Genomic DNA, 19550 nt, shown 5'->3' on the forward strand with positions numbered 1-19550 from the left:
TGCTTTTCTCTTCCTCACCGAGCGACGTTTGCGTCGTTGTTCCCGGTCAGTGGTGGCGCATTATAGGGACTTCTGAACGGCTGACAACCCCTAATTACAAAAAACTTTTCAACCGCGCAAGTTTTCATCAGAAACCGTAAATTTGGAGACTAAATACTCAATTCTCGTAGCTCTGAGAAGCCCATACGGTGCAATACGGGCAAAAGTGCCTCAGTATCGCTATTCGTTTTCGTGGCATATGCCACATCATCTTCTGTACTCAATGTATTTTCTTGGTTTGCAACCAGCCAAGCAACTCGGCGAGCAATAGCGGCACCAGAATCGACCAACCGTGTTCCATCGGGCAGTACCGCAGCCAACTCCTCGCGCAGTAAAGGAAAATGTGTGCATCCTAAAACTACAGTGTCTGGCGGCTCTGCCATTGACAGCCATGGGCGTAGAATTTTCTTCAATACGGCATGATCAATCACTTCACCATGTAACTTCGCTTCAGCGAGTACCACCAGCTCAGAAGAGCCAAGCATTTTGATATCACAGTCTGTCGCAAAACGGGCAATGAGATCGTGAGTGTATGAACGCTGCACCGTCGCCTTGGTTGCCAAGAGTCCGACAACGCCATTACGTGTTAACTTCGCTGCGGGTTTAATCGCTGGCACCACACCCACAATCGGAAAGCTAAAACGCTCACGCAATGCGGGAAGCGTAATAGTACTCGCCGTGTTGCACGCGATGATGACAATAGAGAGAGGATGGCGCTTTTGCACTTCGGCAACGGTTTTGACGACACGCTCGATAATGAACGCCTCATCTTTTTCCCCATAGGGGAATCCCTGATTGTCGAATGCATAGATGTAATGGAGATCCGGCAGCAAACTGCGGATCTCCTGATATACAGATAACCCACCCACGCCGGAATCGAAAACTAGCGCAGTAGGTTTGGCAGTCGCTACATCATTAGAAGGTGTAACTACCGGTGAGATAATATTCTCTACCTGCGGTTTGGTAGCCATAAGCCGTTTCATAATCTTTATCTAACAGGTTGGCGATTCTACCACGAACTGTGAGATGAGACGTAACCGGATAGGAAGCAGAAATATCAACTGTGCTGTAACTTGGCAACACCTGCTGTGTGGTGTTGTACTTCGAAGTGTTATTGTCATAACGGCGCCCATAATATTGGTATGAAACGTCCATATCAACGTTAAACATCGTCCAATCGAGCTGATATTTTGCCTGTCGCTTCGCGCGACGCGCTAATACCTCATCCGTTTTGTCATTGCGTGGATCCATGTACTGCAAGGTTACCTGATGGGTAAAAATGCCGGTATCGATACTTCCTGTCCACTCCACACCTTTAATGGTTGCAGAATCGATATTGTCATAGCTGCCTGCATTGGCATTAGGCGCACTATAGTAAGTAATCAGATTCTCTATTTTGTAATGATACGCCGATAACCGCCAGTCAAGCGGCCCCGTTAACCCTTCGAGCCCAGCTTCCCATTGCTTGGAGGCTTCTGGTTTCAGATTTGGATTGGAATCAATGTTAAAACGTGTTGATCCAAACTGCTGCCCAAGGGATGGAGCCAAGAATCCGGTGCCATAAGATAGGGTAGTTCTATAACCTGGCGTGAACTCCCAACCGGCCGCGGTTTGCCATGTACCATGCCAGCCAAACTGTTCATCTTTATCTTCACGCCCAGAGGCTTCCACCGTGACGTCCCCTAGCTTTTGCTGACCACTAAGGTATAGCCCCGTGTTGTCGCGTTTGTAGATATCAGACTTACTCGTGTCAGAAGACGTTAGACGCTGCTGCTGCCAATCCACGCCAGCACTGATTTGCCCGTGTTCGAGACTATAGGTATTACCCCACTGGATATTACGCTGATCCATATCGTCAAGGGTGGAACCATCATGGTAGCGACCATATTCACTGCTGTAATTGTAATCTTTAACCTTCTGATAACTACCTGTCAGTTGAGAAGAATATGCACCCGACAAAAAGCGTAGTCCGGCATCATAGGTATGGTTGTAGGTTTGGCCTTCATTAGCACTATAGGCTGGCGTGAATGGCGGGCTACCTAAGTCATAATCACTGTTATTGGTGTACCCGTAACCACGGGCAAAACCAGAAAGCTCGTTGCTAAATTGGTGGTCTACGCCGCCCCAGAAGGTTTTGTTACGGTAGCCGTCATCGTCACGATCTGGCGCATAGGTTGAGCCCGGCTGCACATTAAAACCCTTGGTGCTTTCATAAGAACCAGCCAAAGTGACTTTAGTATTATCACTCACTTTCTGACGAACACTGCCGTCGTACTGCTGGAACCCTTTGGACCCCACACCAGCATTGATCTGCGCGCCTTCTTTGTCTGTTTGTGTAATCACGTTGATTACGCCACCCATAGCACCAGAACCATACACCGCCGAGCGAGGCCCTCTTATATACTCAACTCGTTGAACCAAAGAAATTGGGATTTGGTTGAAATCAGCAGTATTTGAAATCCCTGGGCGCGCAACAGGAATACCATCCACCAGCACTAAGACCTGACTCGCACTGGTGCCACGGATATACATTGTTGAACTCTGCCCCATCCCGCCATTCTGCACGATATCCACACCGGGTAAGCGGCGCATAACATCGTTTAGTGTTTTAGCCTGCCAACGGTCGATATCGTCTCGGGTGACAATATCCGTCGGTGCCAACACGGTTGATACCGGTTGAGCAAAGCGTGAGGCGGTTACGACTACATCATCATTACTATTTGCAGATGAATCAGAACGTGTGTCAGAAGTATCTTGCGCCCAACCGGAGAAAGCGGTGACAGACAAAGCTGCCATCAGCGCATTTTTTTTTATAGTCATGCAAAAGCATCCAAACTTAATTGGCAGGATGCCGCGAGCCGTGGCGTTAATTCGCGAAAACCACGTGAAGCGACGTATTCCGGCAGGTCTTCGGGCTTAGGATTTGCGTATCTTCCAATACGCACCGGGCGATGACTTCCCATCTGCAATGACAGTGTCAAAATATCGCCGTGACTTCCCCATACCGCTGCGCGTCAGCTCCGGATTCAAACCGGATTCCCTTTTCACTCTCCACTGGAGACCGGGCCGCCATGCTAAGTGAAAACCTATTCAGATGTCTAGACTTCTATGATGACGAGATAGAATAAGTCACAGAGCTGGACATCATTATTCCATCGCCTACAATCGCCCCTCTATTATTACGCTAGTGAGAAATGCCATGACCCCAAATACGCTGCCAACCGATCAATATGATGCCCAACTCACGGAGAAGATCACCCGACTGGCCAACATGATGACCCCGTTTGCGGCGCCTGAGATCGAGGCATTTCGCTCACCGGCCAGCCATTACCGTATGCGCGCCGAGTTTCGCGTATGGCATGATGAGTCCGATCTTTACCACATCATGTTCGATCAGCAGACGAAGCAGCGAATTCGTGTTGATCAGTTCCCAGCAGCAAGTGAACTGATCAACCGTTTGATGACCGTCATGATGGATGAACTGCGTCCCAATCAGGTTTTGCGCTTTAAACTGTTCCAGATCGACTATCTGTCGACGATGAACAATAAAGTCGTGGTTTCTCTTCTTTATCACCGCAAGCTGGATGAGGAATGGAAAGCACAGGCCGAAGCGCTACGCGATCGCCTGCGGACTCAAGGTTTTGACATACAGCTGATTGGCCGAGCGACCAAAACCAAAATCTGTTTAGATCAGGATTATGTCGATGAGTGCCTGCCGGTTGCCGGTCGCGACATGGTCTATCGTCAGGTAGAAAATAGCTTTACTCAGCCTAATGCCGCGGTGAACATCAAAATGCTCGAATGGGCACTAGACGTCACGAAGGATTCTAAGGGCGATCTGCTGGAACTGTACTGTGGTAACGGCAACTTCTCTCTTGCACTGGCGCGTAATTTTAACCGCGTATTAGCCACCGAAATTGCTAAGCCTTCTGTCGCGGCTGCACAGTTTAATATTTCCGCCAACCACATTGATAACGTACAGATCATTCGCATGGCGGCTGAAGACTTTACTCAGGCAATGAACGGCGTGCGCGAATTTAAACGCTTGGAGGGCATTGACCTAAAAAGCTACCAGTGTGAAACCATTTTTGTTGATCCACCGCGCAGCGGCTTAGATGACGATACATTACGTATGGTGCAGGCCTATCCGCGCATTCTGTATATCTCCTGCAACCCTGAAACGCTGAGTGCCAATTTGGAAACGCTGCACGAAACCCATCAGGTAAAACGCTTAGCGTTGTTCGATCAGTTCCCATACACCCATCATATGGAATGTGGCGTATTGCTGGAAAAGCGTCGTTAATTTCAGGCTCATCATTGAATGCAAAAAGGCAGCCAAACGGCTGCCTTTCTTATATAAGTCATCTATAAATCATCTGCGGTTATTACGCGGACGTCACTCAGGATCGTGGAAGTCTTTGTCACTATCCGGCTCGGCATTTTTCTTGAATGCCTTGATGCGATAGGCAATCCAAAAGACCAAAACAATACACAGGATAGTTGGCATAAAGTTGGAGCCGATTTCTGGATACTCTACACGCACAATGGCGCTATACATCAGTAGGCCAAGCAAAAAACATGAAGAAGAGAGAACCGGCATGCCTTCAGGCATTGAGCAGTTCAGATAGCGCTGATGCAGGCAATAAACAGATAAAACCAGCGCTAACAGCGGAAACACCGAAAACGGCACGACAGAGCTAAATAATGCGGCAAAGGAACCGCTGATAGAAAGCCCAGCAACCAAAGACAGAACTAATGTTCCCACATCCAAACGACTTTTGATCATGACCAACCCTATGCTTTAAATTTATTCCTGAGGCTGAGCCTGCTGCCCGACATTTTCATGTAAATGCGCTATATGTGCTTTTTCTTGCTCACGGCGGTACCAATAATAAGCGCCCTTGGAAATCATCCGCAATTGCAACACTAAACGTTCTTCCAACAAACGACGGTGTTCCATATCAATATCTAACGCTTCGGCACCCGCACTAAATACGATGGTCACCATTGCCTCGGCCTGAGCTTCGGTAAAGCTACGCGGCATGTGATTTTCGATTTCAAGATAGTCTGCAAGTTCCGCAATAAAATGCTGAACTTCACGCTGAACTGCAGCACGAAACGCAGCCGAGGTGCCGGAACGTTCCCGCAATAACAGCCGAAAAGCATTCGGGTTATTGCCGATGAATTCCATAAAAGTCGCCACCGAAGTGCGGATAACGCTGCCCCCTTTGGCGATACGCTGACGAGCCTGACGCATTAGCTGACGCAGCATCAACCCGCTTTCATCCACCATCGTTAATCCTAACTCATCCACATCGCGAAAATGGCGATAGAAGGAAGTAGGCGCAATACCGGCCTCCCGAGATACTTCACGCAGGCTCAAACTCGCAAAGCTCCGCTCAGCGCTAAGCTGATTAAAAGCGGCCTCTATCAGTGAACGACGAGTTCGTTCTTTTTGTTGCGCTCTGACGCCCATATTAATATCCGGTTAAATGTAAGTTTCTTCTTCCACCGTAGGTTTTTTAAGATTTTGATACGGTGGTTAAACGCCACTATATCAAACTTTACCCCAACCATACCTCTATGACCTTGTGAACTGTATAGCTAGGATGACAAAAATAGGAGGGGAATTGCCACGAAAAGCATAGGGGTGATTGGGGATACCTTGTTATTATGTTAAGGTAACGTTATATTTTTGTATAAGAAAGGCCTACCCTACATGCAACAGCACTATTCTTTTGATGCCATAGTCATTGGCTCAGGTCCCGGTGGTGAAGGCGCCGCCATGGGGCTGGTAAAACAAGGCGCGCGGGTTGCCGTAATAGAACGGCATTTTAGCGTCGGCGGCGGATGTACCCACTGGGGCACTATCCCATCAAAAGCACTTCGCCACGCCGTTAGCCGCATTATCGAATTTAACCAGAATCCTCTTTACAGCGACAACTCCCGAATTCTTAAATCCACTTTCCCCGATATTTTGCGCCATGCCGATAGCGTGATTAATCAGCAAACTCGGATGCGTCAGGGTTTTTACGAGCGCAACCATTGCCAGTTGTTTTCTGGTGACGCTGAGTTTATTGACGCCAATACCATCAGCGTCAGCTATCCCGATGGAACTCGTGACACCCTAAGTGCAAAAAATATCATCATTGCCTGTGGTTCACGTCCGTATCATCCATCAGGTGTCGATTTCAAACATCCACGAATTTACGATAGCGATTCCATTCTGCAACTTAACCATGAACCACAGCACATCATTATTTACGGAGCTGGGGTAATTGGCTGCGAATATGCCTCGATCTTCCGTGGTTTGAGCGTAAAAGTCGATCTCGTCAACACACGCGACCGTTTACTGGCATTCCTCGATCAAGAAATGTCAGACGCACTCTCTTACCATTTCTGGAACAATGGCGTCGTTATTCGCCACAACGAAGAATTTGAGCAAATTGAGGGCGTAGAGGACGGCGTCATCATGCATCTCAAGTCCGGTAAAAAAGTCAAAGCGGATTGCCTGCTGTATGCCAACGGGCGTACCGGGAACACCGACGCATTGAAGCTGGAAAATGTGGGGCTTGAGGCGGATGGGCGCGGCCTTCTGAAGGTCAACAGCATGTACCAAACGGCAATCTCGCATATCTATGCCGTCGGCGATGTTATTGGCTACCCAAGTTTAGCTTCTGCGGCATACGATCAGGGACGTATCGCGGCCCAGGCCATTATGCAAGGCGAAGCCAACGTACATCTGGTAGAAGATATCCCAACAGGGATTTATACCATTCCTGAAATCAGCTCAGTGGGCAAAACTGAACAGGAACTCACAGCAATGAAAGTGCCGTATGAGGTTGGCCGTGCGCAGTTTAAGCATCTGGCTCGCGCGCAAATTGCCGGCATGAGCGTGGGAAGTCTAAAAATCTTGTTCCACCGAGAAACTAAACAGATCTTGGGGATCCACTGTTTTGGCGAGCGTGCCGCCGAGATCATCCATATCGGTCAGGCAATCATGGAACAAAAAGGAGAAGGTAATACCATTGAGTATTTCGTGAATACTACCTTCAACTATCCAACCATGGCTGAAGCCTATCGCGTCGCGGCACTTAATGGGTTAAACCGCCTGTTCTAGAACACTGCACTGCTGTTTCATCACGCCTTGCATATGCTCGCGGATCACTTCCGCGAGCTGCTCGTAACGCGCTCGCAGCGGAGACCCCGGACGATAAACTAGCGCAATAGTACGTTTTGGCTCTGGTTTGTAACATTGCAGATAGCAAATACCATCACGTTCACGCTCTGGCGGAACCGCCAATGCTGGCAGCAAAGTAATACCGCTTCCTGCCGCCACCATATTGCGTAAAGTCTCCAGACTGGTTGCACGGAAATGCGTATCTTCATCCGCCCCAGCTTGGAAACAAAAACCCATCGCCTGATCGCGTAAGCAGTGCCCATCTTCCAGCATCAACAGATGTTCACCAGACAGTTCGGACATAGCAATTTTGTCTTTGCTTGCCAGAGGATGTCCGTTATACACCGCGAGTTTCATTGGCTCATCGAACAATGGGACTTCGATAAAAGCTTCTGTCTCTTTCACTAATGCCAAAATTGCACAGTCCAGTTTACCGCTGTCCAGTTGCGCCAGCAGTTGCTGGGTCTGCGCTTCATGCAGATACATCTCCAGCTTCGGGAAGGTTTGGTGCAGTGTGGGAATAATCTGTGGCAGCAAATACGGTGCGACGGTCGGGATCAAGCCAATATGCAGAGGGCCGGACATCGCTTCTCCCTGCTGGCTAGCCATTTCTTTAAGAACTTTCACTTCCCGCAGCACCGTACGCGCTTGATCAACCAGCAATAAACCTGCCTGAGTGAACAACACTTTACGGCTTGTTCGCTCCAGAAGCATCACGCCCAGTTCATCTTCCAGCTTACGAATCTGACCACTCAACGTGGGCTGGCTGACATGGCATGAATCCGCCGCACGGCGAAAATGGCGGTGTTCAGACAGCGCCACTAAGTATTCCAAATCTCGAATATTCATTTTTATCCTCCGAGCCATGATAGCTCATGGCGATAAATAAGATAGCAATGAACGATTAGAACTATCAAGCCTAAGAGTGAATAATGTCCATCAACGAACGGCGATATGCCAACACCAGTGATTTTTAATCTAATAATTAAAGGGTTAATCCATGTTTACTAGCCAAGAAGGTAAGAAAATTCCGCAGGTAACTTTCCACACCCGTCAGGGCGACCAGTGGATTGACGTCACTACCGATGACCTGTTCAAAGACAAAACCGTTATCGTATTTTCTCTGCCGGGCGCATTCACTCCGACCTGCTCATCTAGCCACCTACCACGCTATAACGAGCTGGCTCCGATTTTCCATGAAAAAGGCGTCGACAGCATTCTGTGTGTTTCTGTGAACGATACCTTCGTAATGAATGCTTGGAAGGCCGATCAAAAAGCTGAGCACATTACTTTCGTTCCAGACGGTAATGGCGAATTCACCAAGGGCATGAACATGTTGGTTGAAAAAGCTGACCTTGGTTTCGGCCCACGCTCATGGCGTTACTCCATGCTAGTTCGCAACGGCGTGGTAGAAAAAATGTTTGTTGAACCAAACAAACCAGGCGACCCATTTGAAGTTTCTGATGCCGATACCATGCTGAAGTATCTGGCTCCCGATTTCAAAGTACAGGCATCTGTTTCCCTGTTCACTAAACCAGGTTGCCCATACTGCGCTAAAGCGAAGCAAATGCTGCAAGACCGCGGTATTCAATACGAAGAAATCGTGCTGGGTAAAGATGCAACGACCGTTAGCCTGCGCGCTGTAACGGGTCGCGCTACTGTTCCACAAGTTTACATTGGTGGGCAACATATCGGCGGCAGTGATGACTTAGAGGTCTACCTGCAACAAGCCTAATAACCTGCAGTAGTCGTTATTATAAAAAAAGAAAGCCAACACTTTGGCGGGCTCGTCCCGCCTTTTTTCCGGTTTCAGGAGATAGCTTGATGAAAGAACTCAATGTTGACGTAGCCGTTATCGGCGGCGGAACTGCTGGCTTAGGTGCCTATCGCGCAGCCAAACTCTCAACGCCAAGCGTAGTTATGATCGAAGGTGGCCCATTCGGTACAACCTGTGCGCGCGTGGGTTGTATGCCTTCAAAATTATTGATCGCTGCAGCCGAAGCCGTGCATCAAATTGAACGGGCTCCTGGCTTTGGGGTTCATCCGCAAGGCGAAATCAAGATTGATGGCCGCGAAGTGATGGCCCGCGTTAAGCGTGAACGCGACCGCTTCGTGGGTTTTGTGATGGAAGGCGTCATCAGTATTCCTGACAGCGACAAAATTCTCGGCTATGCCCGTTTTATTGATGACAATACTTTGCAGGTTAACGATCACACACGCATCGTCGCAAAACGCATCGTGATAGCAACAGGTTCCCGCCCAACATGGCCGGCGCCGTGGAATGAGCTAGGCGATCGGCTCATCATTAACGATGACGTCTTTAACTGGAATGACCTGCCTAAATCCGTAGCCGTATTTGGCCCCGGCGTTATCGGTTTGGAGTTGGGACAAGCGCTCCATCGTTTAGGCGTGCAAGTAAAAGTATTTGGCGTTGGCGGCGCAGTAGGGCCGTTAACCGATAGTGACGTACGTGACTACGCCCGTCGTGCCCTGGGCGAAGAGTTCTATCTTGATCCTGATGTGAAAGTAGAAATCATGCAGCGCGAAGGCGATCGCGTATTTATCCGCTATCAGGATTTAGACGGCAAACCGCAGGAAATCATGGTCGACTACGTACTAGCCGCGACCGGGCGCCGTCCAAACGTAGATAATCTGGCGATTGAAAACACCTCTCTGGAGCTAGACGCTCGCGGTGTTCCGGTGGCCGATAGATTAACAATGCAAACCAGCGTGCCGCATATCTTTATCGCCGGTGATGCCAGTAACCAGCTACCACTGTTGCATGAAGCCAGCGATCAGGCTCGTATTGCTGGGGATAACGCAGGAAGCTATCCAGAAATCAAGCCCGGCTTACGCCGGAGCTCCATTTCTGTCGTTTTCTCTGATCCGCAGATTGCGATGGTAGGTTCAACCTACCGCGAGCTAAGCCAAAAATATGGCGCCTGCGGCTGCTTCGAAGTGGGAGAGGTGTCCTTTGAAAATCAGGGGCGTTCTCGCGTAATGCTACGCAACAAAGGTCTATTGCACGTTTATGGCGAACAAGGCACTGGCAAGTTCCTCGGCGCTGAAATGATGGGACCTGAAGTTGAGCACATTGCACATCTGCTGGCATGGGCGCATCAGCAAGGTATGACCATTGATCAAATGTTGGATATGCCGTTCTACCATCCCGTGATTGAAGAAGGGCTGCGTACCGCTCTGCGTGATTTACAAAGTAAGTTGCGTATCGGGGATACCGAAACAGAGCGTTGCATGCGCTGTCCGGGCGAATAACCTCGCTGCATTTGTATTAAAACCGGGCATTGCCCGGTTTTTTTCTATGGTGCTAAAGGCGTTATAGCAAACGCTGTTTTGCGTCGGCAATGGCCTGAGCCACCTGATGTGGAGATACGCCTCCTTTGGCACTTCGCTTATCTAAGCAAGATTGCAGCGACAGAATAGGATAAACGTCGTCACCAATCACACTGCTGAATTTTTGCAGCTCGCTAAGGCTTAATGCCTCCAAAGCTTTGCCCTGTTTGATAGCACCGACTACCGCTTCGCCCACAATATGATGAGCCTCGCGGAAAGGAACACCTTTCGCCACGAGATAATCCGCCAGTTCGGTGGCGTTTGCATAGCCTTGCTCAGCCGCTTCCTGACAACGAGGGCGTTTAACCTGAATCCCGTCCAAGACTAAAGCCGCCATATGCAGACAGTCCATCCACGTATCCAGAGCATCAAACAGACCTTCTTTGTCTTCTTGCATATCTTTGTTGTAAGCCAAGGGCAGGCCTTTCAACGTCATCATCATACCGGTCAACGCGCCCTGCACGCGGCCACATTTGCCACGGATAAGCTCCAGCGCATCGGGGTTTTTCTTCTGTGGCATGAGAGACGAACCTGACGTCACGCGATCTGACAATTCAACAAAATTGGCTTCACCGCTGTTAAAGAAGATCAAATCTTCTGCAAATCGTGACAGATGAACCATGCCGATAGACGCGTCAGAGAGCAATTCCAACACATGATCGCGATCGGAAACGCTATCTAAACTGTTGCGCGTGGCGCTTGAAAAACCTAACCACCCGGCCAGTTGCTCGCGATCGATAGGATAAGCGGTACCCGCCAAAGCCCCACACCCTAACGGGCTAACATCCAAACGTTTCAGCGTATCGTGCAAACGGCTTTCATCACGCGCCAGCATTTCGGCATAGGCTAAACACCAGTGAGCAAAGGTCACCGGTTGTGCACGTTGAAGATGGGTGTAACCCGGCATCACTGCGTCCTGATTGGCTTCCGCCGTGACTATCAGCGCCTGCTGCAATTGCTGCACAGCCTGTAATAACTCACCAATTTCATTTTTACACCACAGCTTCAAGTCCGTCGCGACCTGATCGTTACGGCTGCGGCCAGTGTGCAATTTTTTACCTAAATCGCCCACTTTATTGATCAGTTGGGTTTCGACCCAGCTATGAATATCTTCGGCGTCGCTGGCTAAAATGGCTTCTGGATCCGCTTGAACTTCCTCAAGTAAAATCCCTAATGCATCTTCCAACTTCTGCTGTTCTTCCACCGTTAATACATTGACGGTGACCAGAGCCTTTGACCATGCCACTGAGCCGGTAATATCCTGCTCAGCCAATCGGTAATCAAACCGCAGTGAGTCATTGAATTGCTTAAACCGCTGGTCTGCCGCCTGACTGAACCGCCCGCCCCATAGTGCCATGTGATGCTCCGTTATGATTAATAACCTTGCGGAAGTTTAATTCCCGCAAAAAATTTAAGCGTCCAAAATAAAAGTATTACTGTAAATAGGCGTTATTGTCGCAGCCTTGTTGGGTAAGGAAGCCCGACCCAACATGGCGCAAGTAAGATAGCCTACTTATTTTTTCTCGTTCAGCGCACGGATACGTGAGGACAACGAGAATAAACGAATGAAGCCGCCAGCGTGGCTGTGGTCATACACATCATCTTCGCCAAAGGTCGCGAACTCTTCGTTATACAAGCTGTTGCCCGATTTTTTCTGAATCGCCGTCGCTTGCCCTTTATACAACTTAATCACCACTTCGCCATTCACATCTTTAGCGATAGAATCAGCGGCTGCCTGAATTGACTCACGCAACGGTGCAAACCAACGACCATCGTAAACCACGTAGGACATCTCTTGCCCCAATTGTTCACGCCATTTAAAGCTGTCGCGATCCAGAACTAGCTGTTCTACGCCGCGTAGAGCCGCCATCATGATCGTGCCCCCCGGAGTTTCATAGCAGCCACGAGATTTAATCCCGACCAGACGGTTCTCTACAATATCGATACGGCCAACACCATGCTTCGCACCGAGAACATTAAGCGCCTCTAAACAGGCAAACGGACTCATCTTCTTACCATTAACGGAAACAACTTCGCCTTTTTCTACGCCAACCGTCACTAATTCAGACTCATTTGGCGCATCTTCTGGTGAATTTGTCCATACCCAGCAATCTTGGTTGGCGGCATTCCACGGGCTTTCCAACACACCACCTTCAGTAGAAATATGCCACGCGTTAGCGTCACGACTGTAGATTTTCTCCAGCGATGCAGTCGTTGGAATATCACGCACTTTTAAATAATCGAGCAGAGCTTCGCGAGAACGTAGATCCCACTCACGCCAAGGAGCAACCACTTTAAGCTGCGGTGCTAATGCGGTGTAGGTCGTTTCGAAACGCACCTGATCGTTACCTTTACCCGTCGCGCCGTGACACAGCGCATCTGCACCCAGTTTGAGAGCCAGCTCTACCTGAGCCTTGGCAATCAGTGGACGCGCCATTGATGTACCCAATAGGTAAGTGCCTTCATACAACGCACCGGTTTTCAGCACTGGGTAAACATAATCTTTGATGAATTCTTCACGCAAATCAGCGATGTAGCAGGATGAAGCGCCAGAGCGCAGGGCTTTCTCTTCAACGCCAACCAAATCTTCACGCTCTTGGCCAATGTCAGCCACGAATGCGATAACTTCACAGTCACCGTAGTTTTCTTTCAGCCAAGGAATGATTGCCGAAGTATCTAAGCCGCCAGAGTAAGCCAGAACGATTTTACTGATGCCTTGCGTTGCCATAGTCTTTTCCTTTATCTCAATAACTTAAAATTTTTCAGTTAAATTAGGTCTTTTGAAGTATGACGAGTAATCAATTCGCGAGAATTCTGGTGCCTACCGGCACACCGTTAAACAATGCTGGAAGCTTCTCAGCATGTCGCCAGCTTGCAATATCGACGGGTCTTCCCAAAGACCGAGCGGCATCAAGCGCAGCGTTTACTTTTACAACCATTCCATCAGTGATAATGCCTTGAGCGATCAGCTGTTCGGCTTTAGCTGCCGTCATTTCTTCAATGCGCTGCCCTTTGCCATCCAGAATTCCGCTAACGTCCGACAGTAAAATCAGATCGGCCCCCAGCGTTGCAGCCAACGCCGTTGCCGCTTGGTCTGCATTAACATTCATTAACTCACCTTCAGCCGTGATACCCACCGAACTGATGATAGGTAAATAGCCCGTCGCCAACAGCGTTGTCACCAATGCAGGAGAACCTGCTTTTGCCTTGCCGACATGACCGAGTTCTTCCGACAGTTGGCTAACTTCCACCATATCGCCGTCACCCAGAGATAAACCCACCGCTGAAATATGGTGTTTTTTGGCACAGGCCAGCAGAGTTTTATTCGCCGTCCCCGCCAACGCCCCCGTGATGATGCCTATCTGATCGGCTGGCGTTACGCGCAGGCCATTTTTCTTCACTACCGGCAAATGGAGCTGTTTCATCAGGTCATCAACTAGGCATCCACCGCCATGAACAATCACCAGCGGTCGCTGATGGCTTTGGCGATAAGCAACCAAAGCCTGAAACAGGCGTTGCATCGCCTCTTCGCTATCCAGCAAAACCCCACCTAACTTGATGATTAATGGATTGTTCATAGCAGTCTCTTTTTAAAGTTTAAGTTTCATCGTTACAGCAATGATTGTGTTTCATTAAAACCAAAGCGGATATTCATACACTGCACAGCCTGAGCTGCCGCCCCCTTCAGTAAATTATCTTCTGCGGAAACGATAATCAGGTGCTCGCCCTGTAGAGCAAAACCAATATCGCAGAACGGCGTCCCCGCTACGTTTTTAATGGCCGGAACACCTTGGTCATATACCCGAACCAATGGTTTTTCAGCATAGGCCTGCTGATAGGCAGCTTTTACCTGCTCGACCGTCACGCCTACACTCAATTTGCAGGTGATGGTCGCCAAAATTCCGCGCGGGAAATTGCCCAAGTGAGGTGTAAAAATCACCGGCGTTCCCAAGTGAGTCGCAATTTCTGGCTGATGGCGATGAGTAAATATGCCGTAGGGCTGCAAGCTCACTTCGCAAAAACTCGTGGTCATGCTGGCTTTCCGCCCCGCTCCGCTGACACCGCTGACGGCGTTAATCACTGGCCATTGATTTAAATCGAGCAGGTTCGCATCAATCAGCGGCTTTAAGGCCAGCTGCGATGCCGTTGGATAACAGCCAGGAACGGCCACCAGCTGCGCCTGTTTGATATATTCAGCCCGCCACTCCGCCAGACCATAAACAGCTTTGTCTAGCCAGTCGGCGTGCTGATGTGTAAATCCATAATAGTCTTGATAAAAACTCGCCTGATTCACCCGATATGCACCGGAAAGATCAAACACCACACAGCCAGCCTGCAAAAACTGCGGGGCTAAATCATGGCTAACTTCGTGCGCCGTCGCGAGAAACACGACATCAACACCTTTTGCCATCTGAGCTACGTCGCCCATAGGCTGCAATGGCAGATCAACGATGCCTTTCAGCTGCGGATGCAAATCAGAAAGTAACTTTCCTGCATCTGAGCTTTGCGCTGAAACCGTTAAACCAGTTATGTTCATAGCAGGGTGACGCTGCAGATAGACGGCAAGTTCCGCGCCGGTATAGCCGCTGGCCCCTACAATTAACCCGTTTAACTGAGACTGTGCGTTAGGCATCTGTCGTTTCCACCTTCTTGGTTAATCATCGATCGTAAATATTACATTTAGCGCTGCACATCATAACTTTTACAGTTTCATTCGGCGAGCGCTTATTGTATTTTTATTCATAAATAATGCATGAATATTGATACTATCCTAACTAAAGGCTGTCAACAGTGAATATGAAATTACCACCATTTATTGAGCTGTACCGCGCCTTGATCGCCACGCCGTCCATCAGTGCAACCGACAGCGCGCTCGATCAAAGTAATGAAGCATTAATCAACTTGCTAGCGGGGTGGTTTGGCGATCTCGGCTTTCGCGTTGAGGTTCAACCTGTGCCACATACGCGTAACAAATTCAATTTACTGGCCAGTATTGGCCAAGGTACTGGTGGCTTAATGTTGGCGGGGCATACGGATACCGTGCCGTTTGATGATGGTCGCTGGACACGCGATCCCTTCACCCTTACCGAACACGACAATAAGCTCTACGGGCTCGGCACCGCAGATATGAAAGGCTTTTTTGCCTTTATTCTGGATGCGCTTCGCGACATCGATGCTAGCAAACTCAGCAAGCCGCTCTATATTTTGGCGACTGCAGATGAGGAAACCACGATGGCTGGCGCACGCTATTTCGCGGCGACCACGCATTTACGCCCTGACTGCGCCATCATTGGTGAACCTACATCTCTCAAGCCTGTACGGGCGCATAAAGGGCACTTATCGGAAGCCATTAGGATTACAGGGCAATCGGGCCATTCAAGCGATCCCGCGCGTGGCGTTAACGCCATCGAATTAATGCATGACTCTATCGGGCATCTGTTAACTCTGCGCAATACGCTCAAAGACCGTTATCACCACGATGCTTTTAACATTCCTTATCCCACAATGAACCTCGGACACATCCACGGCGGTGACGCGCCCAATCGTATTTGCGCCTGCTGTGAGCTGCATATGGATATTCGCCCTCTGCCGGGTATGACGCTCAACGATATCGATGAGTTACTCAATCAAGCGTTGGCACCGGTAAGCGAGAAGTGGCCGGGACGTTTAACTATCGAGCATCTGCACGTACCGATTCCTGGCTATGAATGTCCAGTACACGCACCGCTTATTCAGGTGATTGAAGGGTTACTAGGCGAACGTGCAGAAGTCGTGAACTATTGCACCGAAGCACCATTTATTCAGGAAGTTTGCCCTACACTAGTATTAGGGCCGGGCTCTATCGATCAGGCTCATCAACCCGATGAATTCCTTGCGACGTCATTTATCCAACCTACGCGTGAATTGATCGGTCAGGTGGTTAATCATTTTTGTCGATAAATGATTAACCGCTAATTGACGCTTTAATGAAATTTTAACAGTGAAAACGGCGGCGATGTCACCCTATTGCAGCCGTTTGCAACGTAACTGTTATTAGAAACGTTAATTCCCGTCACCGTGTAATTAAATTTCAGTTAAATCACCAAATTCATGTCGTTTAGCAATAAATTGTGACAATTGACGTAGACAATGGAACGTGGCTTTATAAAAGAGGCGGTCTACGCCTTTCGGGTGAAAGAAATTTACATATTGGAGGGGTCAGGGGTCTTATGAACGAACAATATTCGGCAATGCGAAGTAACGTCAGTATGCTAGGAAAGCTGCTCGGCGACACCATAAAGGAAGCGCTGGGCGAAAATATCCTAGACCGTGTCGAGACTATCCGTAAATTATCCAAATCCTCACGTTCGGGTAACGATGCGAGCCGTCAGGAACTGCTGACTACGCTACAGAATCTGTCGAATGATGAGCTGTTGCCGGTTGCCCGCGCATTCAGCCAATTCCTGAGTCTGACAAACACCGCAGAACAGTATCATAGCATTTCACCCCACGGTGAAGCGGCAAGCAATCCTGAAGTCATGGCCCAGCTTTTCACCCGTTTGAAAAGTAACAATCTCAGCGACGAGCAGATTAAGAAAGCCGTTGATGAGCTCTCCATTGAATTGGTTCTCACTGCACACCCAACCGAAATCACCCGCCGTACCCTGATCCATAAATTGGTTGAGGTGAATAATTGCCTGAGCCAGCTCGATCATAGCGATCTGGCTGACTACGAACGTAATCAAATCATGCGCCGTCTGCGCCAGTTGGTTGCTCAGTCATGGCATACCGATGAAATTCGTAAAAATCGCCCTTCGCCGATCGACGAAGCTAAATGGGGCTATGCCGTCGTTGAAAACAGCCTGTGGGAAGGCGTTCCTGCATTTCTACGTGAATTCAACGAGCAGTTAGAGAATTCTCTCGGCTATCAGCTCCCTGTCGAAGCTGTACCGGTTCGCTTTACCGCTTGGATGGGCGGCGACCGCGACGGCAACCCAAACGTGACCGCGGAGGTCACTCGCCATGCATTGCTGCTAAGCCGCTGGAAAGCAACCGACCTGTTCCTGCGCGATATTGCGGTGCTGGTGTCTGAGCTTTCGATGACTGAATGCACGCCAGAGTTACGTGCACTGGCCGGTGGTGACGACGTTCAAGAACCATACCGTGAGTTGATGAAGAAGCTACGTACTCAGTTGACCGAAACTCAAGCTTATCTAGCGGCGAAAATTAAAGGTGAACGTGTGACGCGTCCCGATAATCTGCTGGTAAAAAATGAGCAACTGTGGGAACCGCTTTATGCTTGTTATCAATCATTGAAAGCCTGTGGCATGGGTATCATTGCCAATGGTCAACTGTTAGATACTCTGCGCCGCGTTCATTGCTTTGGCGTGCCACTGGTGCGTATCGATGTGCGCCAAGAGAGCACACGCCACTCGGAAGCGCTGGCAGAACTGACTCGCTATCTGGGGCTCGGTGATTACGAAAGCTGGTCGGAAGCGGATAAGCAAGCCTTCCTGATCCGTGAACTGAACTCCAAGCGTCCGCTAGTTCCTCGTCAATGGGAGCCAAGCGCTGAAACTAAAGAAGTCTTTGATACCTGCAGCGTCATTGCCGAAGCGCCGCAGGGCTCAATTGCAGCCTATGTAATTTCTATGGCCCGCACGCCATCGGATGTTTTAGCCGTACACCTATTACTTAAAGAAGCTGGCTGCCCTTACCTGCTGCCAGTTGCACCCTTGTTCGAAACCCTTGATGACCTCAATAACGCCGAAGATGTGATGACTCAGTTACTGAACATCGACTGGTATCGCGGCTTTATTCAAGGCAAACAGATGGTGATGATCGGCTATTCCGACTCCGCGAAAGATGCAGGCGTGATGGCCGCTTCTTGGGCACAGTATCGCGCACAAGAAGCCTTGGTTAACGTCTGTGAGAAAGCAGGAGTCGCCTTAACGCTTTTCCACGGACGCGGTGGTTCAATTGGTCGCGGTGGCGCACCAGCACACGCAGCTCTCCTATCACAACCGCCGGGAAGCCTGAAAGGGGGTCTACGCGTTACCGAACAAGGTGAGATGATCCGCTTTAAACTCGGTTTGCCACAGGTCACTATCAGTAGCCTATCGCTGTATACCAATGCGATTCTTGAAGCCAACCTGCTACCCCCACCTGCACCAAAACAGGAATGGCGCGATCTGATGGATGAAATGTCAGATGTATCCTGCGATATGTATCGTGGCTACGTGCGTGAAAATAAAGACTTCGTTCCTTATTTCCGCTCAGCGACACCTGAACTCGAGCTGGGTAAATTGCCTTTAGGTTCACGTCCAGCCAAACGTAAGCCAAATGGCGGCGTAGAAAGCCTGCGAGCCATTCCGTGGATCTTTGCTTGGACACAAAACCGACTGATGCTCCCCGCATGGCTGGGAGCCGGTGCCGCACTTCAGGCCGCGGTAGACGGAGGAAAACAGTCAACGCTGGAGACTATGTGTCGCGATTGGCCATTCTTCTCAACCCGCATTGGGATGTTAGAAATGGTATTTGCCAAGTCAGATCTCTGGTTAGCAGAATACTACGATCAGCGTCTGGTGGATGAAGCACTGTGGCCTTTGGGTAAACAACTGCGTGATCAGTTAAGCAAAGATATTAAAGTCGTTCTCACTATCTCCAACGACGACCATCTGATGGCCGATCTGCCATGGATCGCCGAATCAATAGCGTTGCGTAACGTGTATACCGATCCATTAAACGTGTTGCAGGCAGAATTACTACACCGCTCGCGTTCAATGTCAGAACCGGATGCTAACGTTGAACAAGCACTGATGGTCACCATCGCCGGCGTTGCCGCTGGGATGCGTAATACCGGCTAGTCAGTCGATCCAAACGCGCTATCGCTCAGGTAGCGCGTTTTCTTCCTATCTCGATCAGCGGCATTATTCCCGCATAACCCCCCTGACAATGGGCTATTGCTGTAATCAATAGTTTCCTGTTATAAAAAAAAACA

At 49.4% G+C, this 19550-nt stretch carries 15 protein-coding genes and 1 riboswitch; of the genes, 6 read left to right on the forward strand and 9 right to left on the reverse strand.

All coding sequences use genetic code 11. The features are described from left to right. Nucleotides 1-149: 149 nt before the first annotated feature. Both murI and btuB read right to left on the reverse strand, forming a co-directional pair. A complete protein-coding gene (gene murI, locus M988_RS20045) occupies nucleotides 150-1010 on the reverse strand; it encodes a glutamate racemase (protein ID WP_064575478.1) in 861 nt (286 codons plus the stop codon). Beyond that, nucleotides 955-2859, reverse strand: a complete 1905-nt coding sequence (gene btuB, locus M988_RS20050) for a TonB-dependent vitamin B12 receptor BtuB (protein WP_008815814.1) — start codon at nucleotides 2857-2859, stop codon at nucleotides 955-957. Before btuB ends, murI begins: the two co-directional genes overlap by 56 nt. A gap of 64 nt (nucleotides 2860-2923) precedes the next feature. Then, nucleotides 2924-3118, reverse strand: a riboswitch (cobalamin riboswitch). A gap of 120 nt (nucleotides 3119-3238) precedes the next feature. Here btuB and trmA point away from each other — a divergent pair. Continuing rightward, the gene (trmA, locus tag M988_RS20055) at nucleotides 3239-4342 is read left to right on the forward strand and encodes a tRNA (uridine(54)-C5)-methyltransferase TrmA (RefSeq protein WP_004094266.1); all 1104 of its coding nucleotides are present in this window, start codon (nucleotides 3239-3241) and stop codon (nucleotides 4340-4342) included. A gap of 93 nt (nucleotides 4343-4435) precedes the next feature. Here the strand turns inward: trmA and M988_RS20060 are convergent, their stop codons facing one another. Beyond that, complete coding sequence (locus tag M988_RS20060; RefSeq protein ID WP_008815812.1) at nucleotides 4436-4825, reverse strand: YijD family membrane protein; 390 nt, start codon at nucleotides 4823-4825, stop codon at nucleotides 4436-4438. A gap of 21 nt (nucleotides 4826-4846) precedes the next feature. After that, nucleotides 4847-5515 carry an HTH-type transcriptional repressor FabR gene (fabR, locus tag M988_RS20065; RefSeq protein ID WP_008815811.1) on the reverse strand — a complete coding sequence of 223 codons (669 nt, stop codon included), beginning with the start codon at nucleotides 5513-5515 and terminating at the stop codon, nucleotides 4847-4849. Between the two features lie 243 nt (nucleotides 5516-5758). Between fabR and sthA the strand changes: the two genes are divergently transcribed. Further along, nucleotides 5759-7159: a Si-specific NAD(P)(+) transhydrogenase gene (sthA, locus tag M988_RS20070; protein WP_008815810.1), complete on the forward strand. Its 1401-nt coding sequence runs from the start codon at nucleotides 5759-5761 to the stop codon at nucleotides 7157-7159. Here sthA and oxyR read toward each other — a convergent pair. Next, nucleotides 7142-8068, reverse strand: coding sequence for a DNA-binding transcriptional regulator OxyR (oxyR, locus tag M988_RS20075; protein WP_008815809.1), 927 nt, complete (start codon nucleotides 8066-8068; stop codon nucleotides 7142-7144). The genes sthA and oxyR overlap by 18 nt on opposite strands. A gap of 151 nt (nucleotides 8069-8219) precedes the next feature. Here oxyR and M988_RS20080 point away from each other — a divergent pair, with 151 nt between their 5' ends. Both M988_RS20080 and M988_RS20085 read left to right on the forward strand, forming a co-directional pair. Further along, nucleotides 8220-8954: a glutathione peroxidase gene (locus tag M988_RS20080; RefSeq protein WP_004094255.1), complete on the forward strand. Its 735-nt coding sequence runs from the start codon at nucleotides 8220-8222 to the stop codon at nucleotides 8952-8954. An 89-nt stretch (nucleotides 8955-9043) separates the two neighbouring features. Next, entirely contained in the window at nucleotides 9044-10492 is a 1449-nt protein-coding gene (locus M988_RS20085; protein WP_064575480.1) for a dihydrolipoyl dehydrogenase, read from the forward strand. Nucleotides 10493-10553: 61 nt separating this feature from the next. On the opposite strand, the gene argH is transcribed toward M988_RS20085, so the two are convergent. From argH to argC, 4 genes are all read right to left on the reverse strand, one after another. Continuing rightward, a complete protein-coding gene (gene argH, locus M988_RS20090; RefSeq protein WP_008815807.1) occupies nucleotides 10554-11927 on the reverse strand; it encodes an argininosuccinate lyase in 1374 nt (457 codons plus the stop codon). Between the two features lie 156 nt (nucleotides 11928-12083). Then, entirely contained in the window at nucleotides 12084-13298 is a 1215-nt protein-coding gene (locus M988_RS20095) for an argininosuccinate synthase (protein ID WP_004094246.1), read from the reverse strand. 70 nt (nucleotides 13299-13368) lie between these two features. Next, nucleotides 13369-14148 (reverse strand): acetylglutamate kinase, encoded by a 780-nt coding sequence (gene argB, locus M988_RS20100; protein ID WP_008815805.1) that lies wholly within the window; start codon nucleotides 14146-14148, stop codon nucleotides 13369-13371. 32 nt (nucleotides 14149-14180) lie between these two features. Beyond that, entirely contained in the window at nucleotides 14181-15203 is a 1023-nt protein-coding gene (argC, locus tag M988_RS20105) for an N-acetyl-gamma-glutamyl-phosphate reductase (RefSeq protein ID WP_064575482.1), read from the reverse strand. A gap of 158 nt (nucleotides 15204-15361) precedes the next feature. On the opposite strand from argC, the gene argE reads away from it, so the two are divergent. Further along, the gene (argE, locus tag M988_RS20110) at nucleotides 15362-16510 is read left to right on the forward strand and encodes an acetylornithine deacetylase (protein WP_169817479.1); all 1149 of its coding nucleotides are present in this window, start codon (nucleotides 15362-15364) and stop codon (nucleotides 16508-16510) included. A gap of 269 nt (nucleotides 16511-16779) precedes the next feature. Further along, nucleotides 16780-19416 (forward strand): phosphoenolpyruvate carboxylase, encoded by a 2637-nt coding sequence (ppc, locus tag M988_RS20115; RefSeq protein ID WP_008815802.1) that lies wholly within the window; start codon nucleotides 16780-16782, stop codon nucleotides 19414-19416. Nucleotides 19417-19550: the final 134 nt, after the last annotated feature.

The sequence above is a fragment of the Hafnia paralvei ATCC 29927 genome (assembly GCF_001655005.1).
Taxonomy (GTDB): domain Bacteria; phylum Pseudomonadota; class Gammaproteobacteria; order Enterobacterales; family Enterobacteriaceae; genus Hafnia; species Hafnia paralvei.

Bases quoted from the DNA above. Each gene is read 5' to 3' on its own strand.
- murI (WP_064575478.1), bottom strand. From the start codon at position 1,010: ATGGCTACCAAACCGCAGGTAGAGAATATTATCTCACCGGTAGTTACA.
- btuB (WP_008815814.1), bottom strand. From the start codon at position 2,859: ATGACTATAAAAAAAAATGCGCTGATGGCAGCTTTGTCTGTCACCGCT.
- trmA (WP_004094266.1), top strand. From the start codon at position 3,239: ATGACCCCAAATACGCTGCCAACCGATCAATATGATGCCCAACTCACG.
- M988_RS20060 (WP_008815812.1), bottom strand. From the start codon at position 4,825: ATGATCAAAAGTCGTTTGGATGTGGGAACATTAGTTCTGTCTTTGGTT.
- fabR (WP_008815811.1), bottom strand. From the start codon at position 5,515: ATGGGCGTCAGAGCGCAACAAAAAGAACGAACTCGTCGTTCACTGATA.
- sthA (WP_008815810.1), top strand. From the start codon at position 5,759: ATGCAACAGCACTATTCTTTTGATGCCATAGTCATTGGCTCAGGTCCC.
- oxyR (WP_008815809.1), bottom strand. From the start codon at position 8,068: ATGAATATTCGAGATTTGGAATACTTAGTGGCGCTGTCTGAACACCGC.
- M988_RS20080 (WP_004094255.1), top strand. From the start codon at position 8,220: ATGTTTACTAGCCAAGAAGGTAAGAAAATTCCGCAGGTAACTTTCCAC.
- M988_RS20085 (WP_064575480.1), top strand. From the start codon at position 9,044: ATGAAAGAACTCAATGTTGACGTAGCCGTTATCGGCGGCGGAACTGCT.
- argH (WP_008815807.1), bottom strand. From the start codon at position 11,927: ATGGCACTATGGGGCGGGCGGTTCAGTCAGGCGGCAGACCAGCGGTTT.
- M988_RS20095 (WP_004094246.1), bottom strand. From the start codon at position 13,298: ATGGCAACGCAAGGCATCAGTAAAATCGTTCTGGCTTACTCTGGCGGC.
- argB (WP_008815805.1), bottom strand. From the start codon at position 14,148: ATGAACAATCCATTAATCATCAAGTTAGGTGGGGTTTTGCTGGATAGC.
- argC (WP_064575482.1), bottom strand. From the start codon at position 15,203: ATGCCTAACGCACAGTCTCAGTTAAACGGGTTAATTGTAGGGGCCAGC.
- ppc (WP_008815802.1), top strand. From the start codon at position 16,780: ATGAACGAACAATATTCGGCAATGCGAAGTAACGTCAGTATGCTAGGA.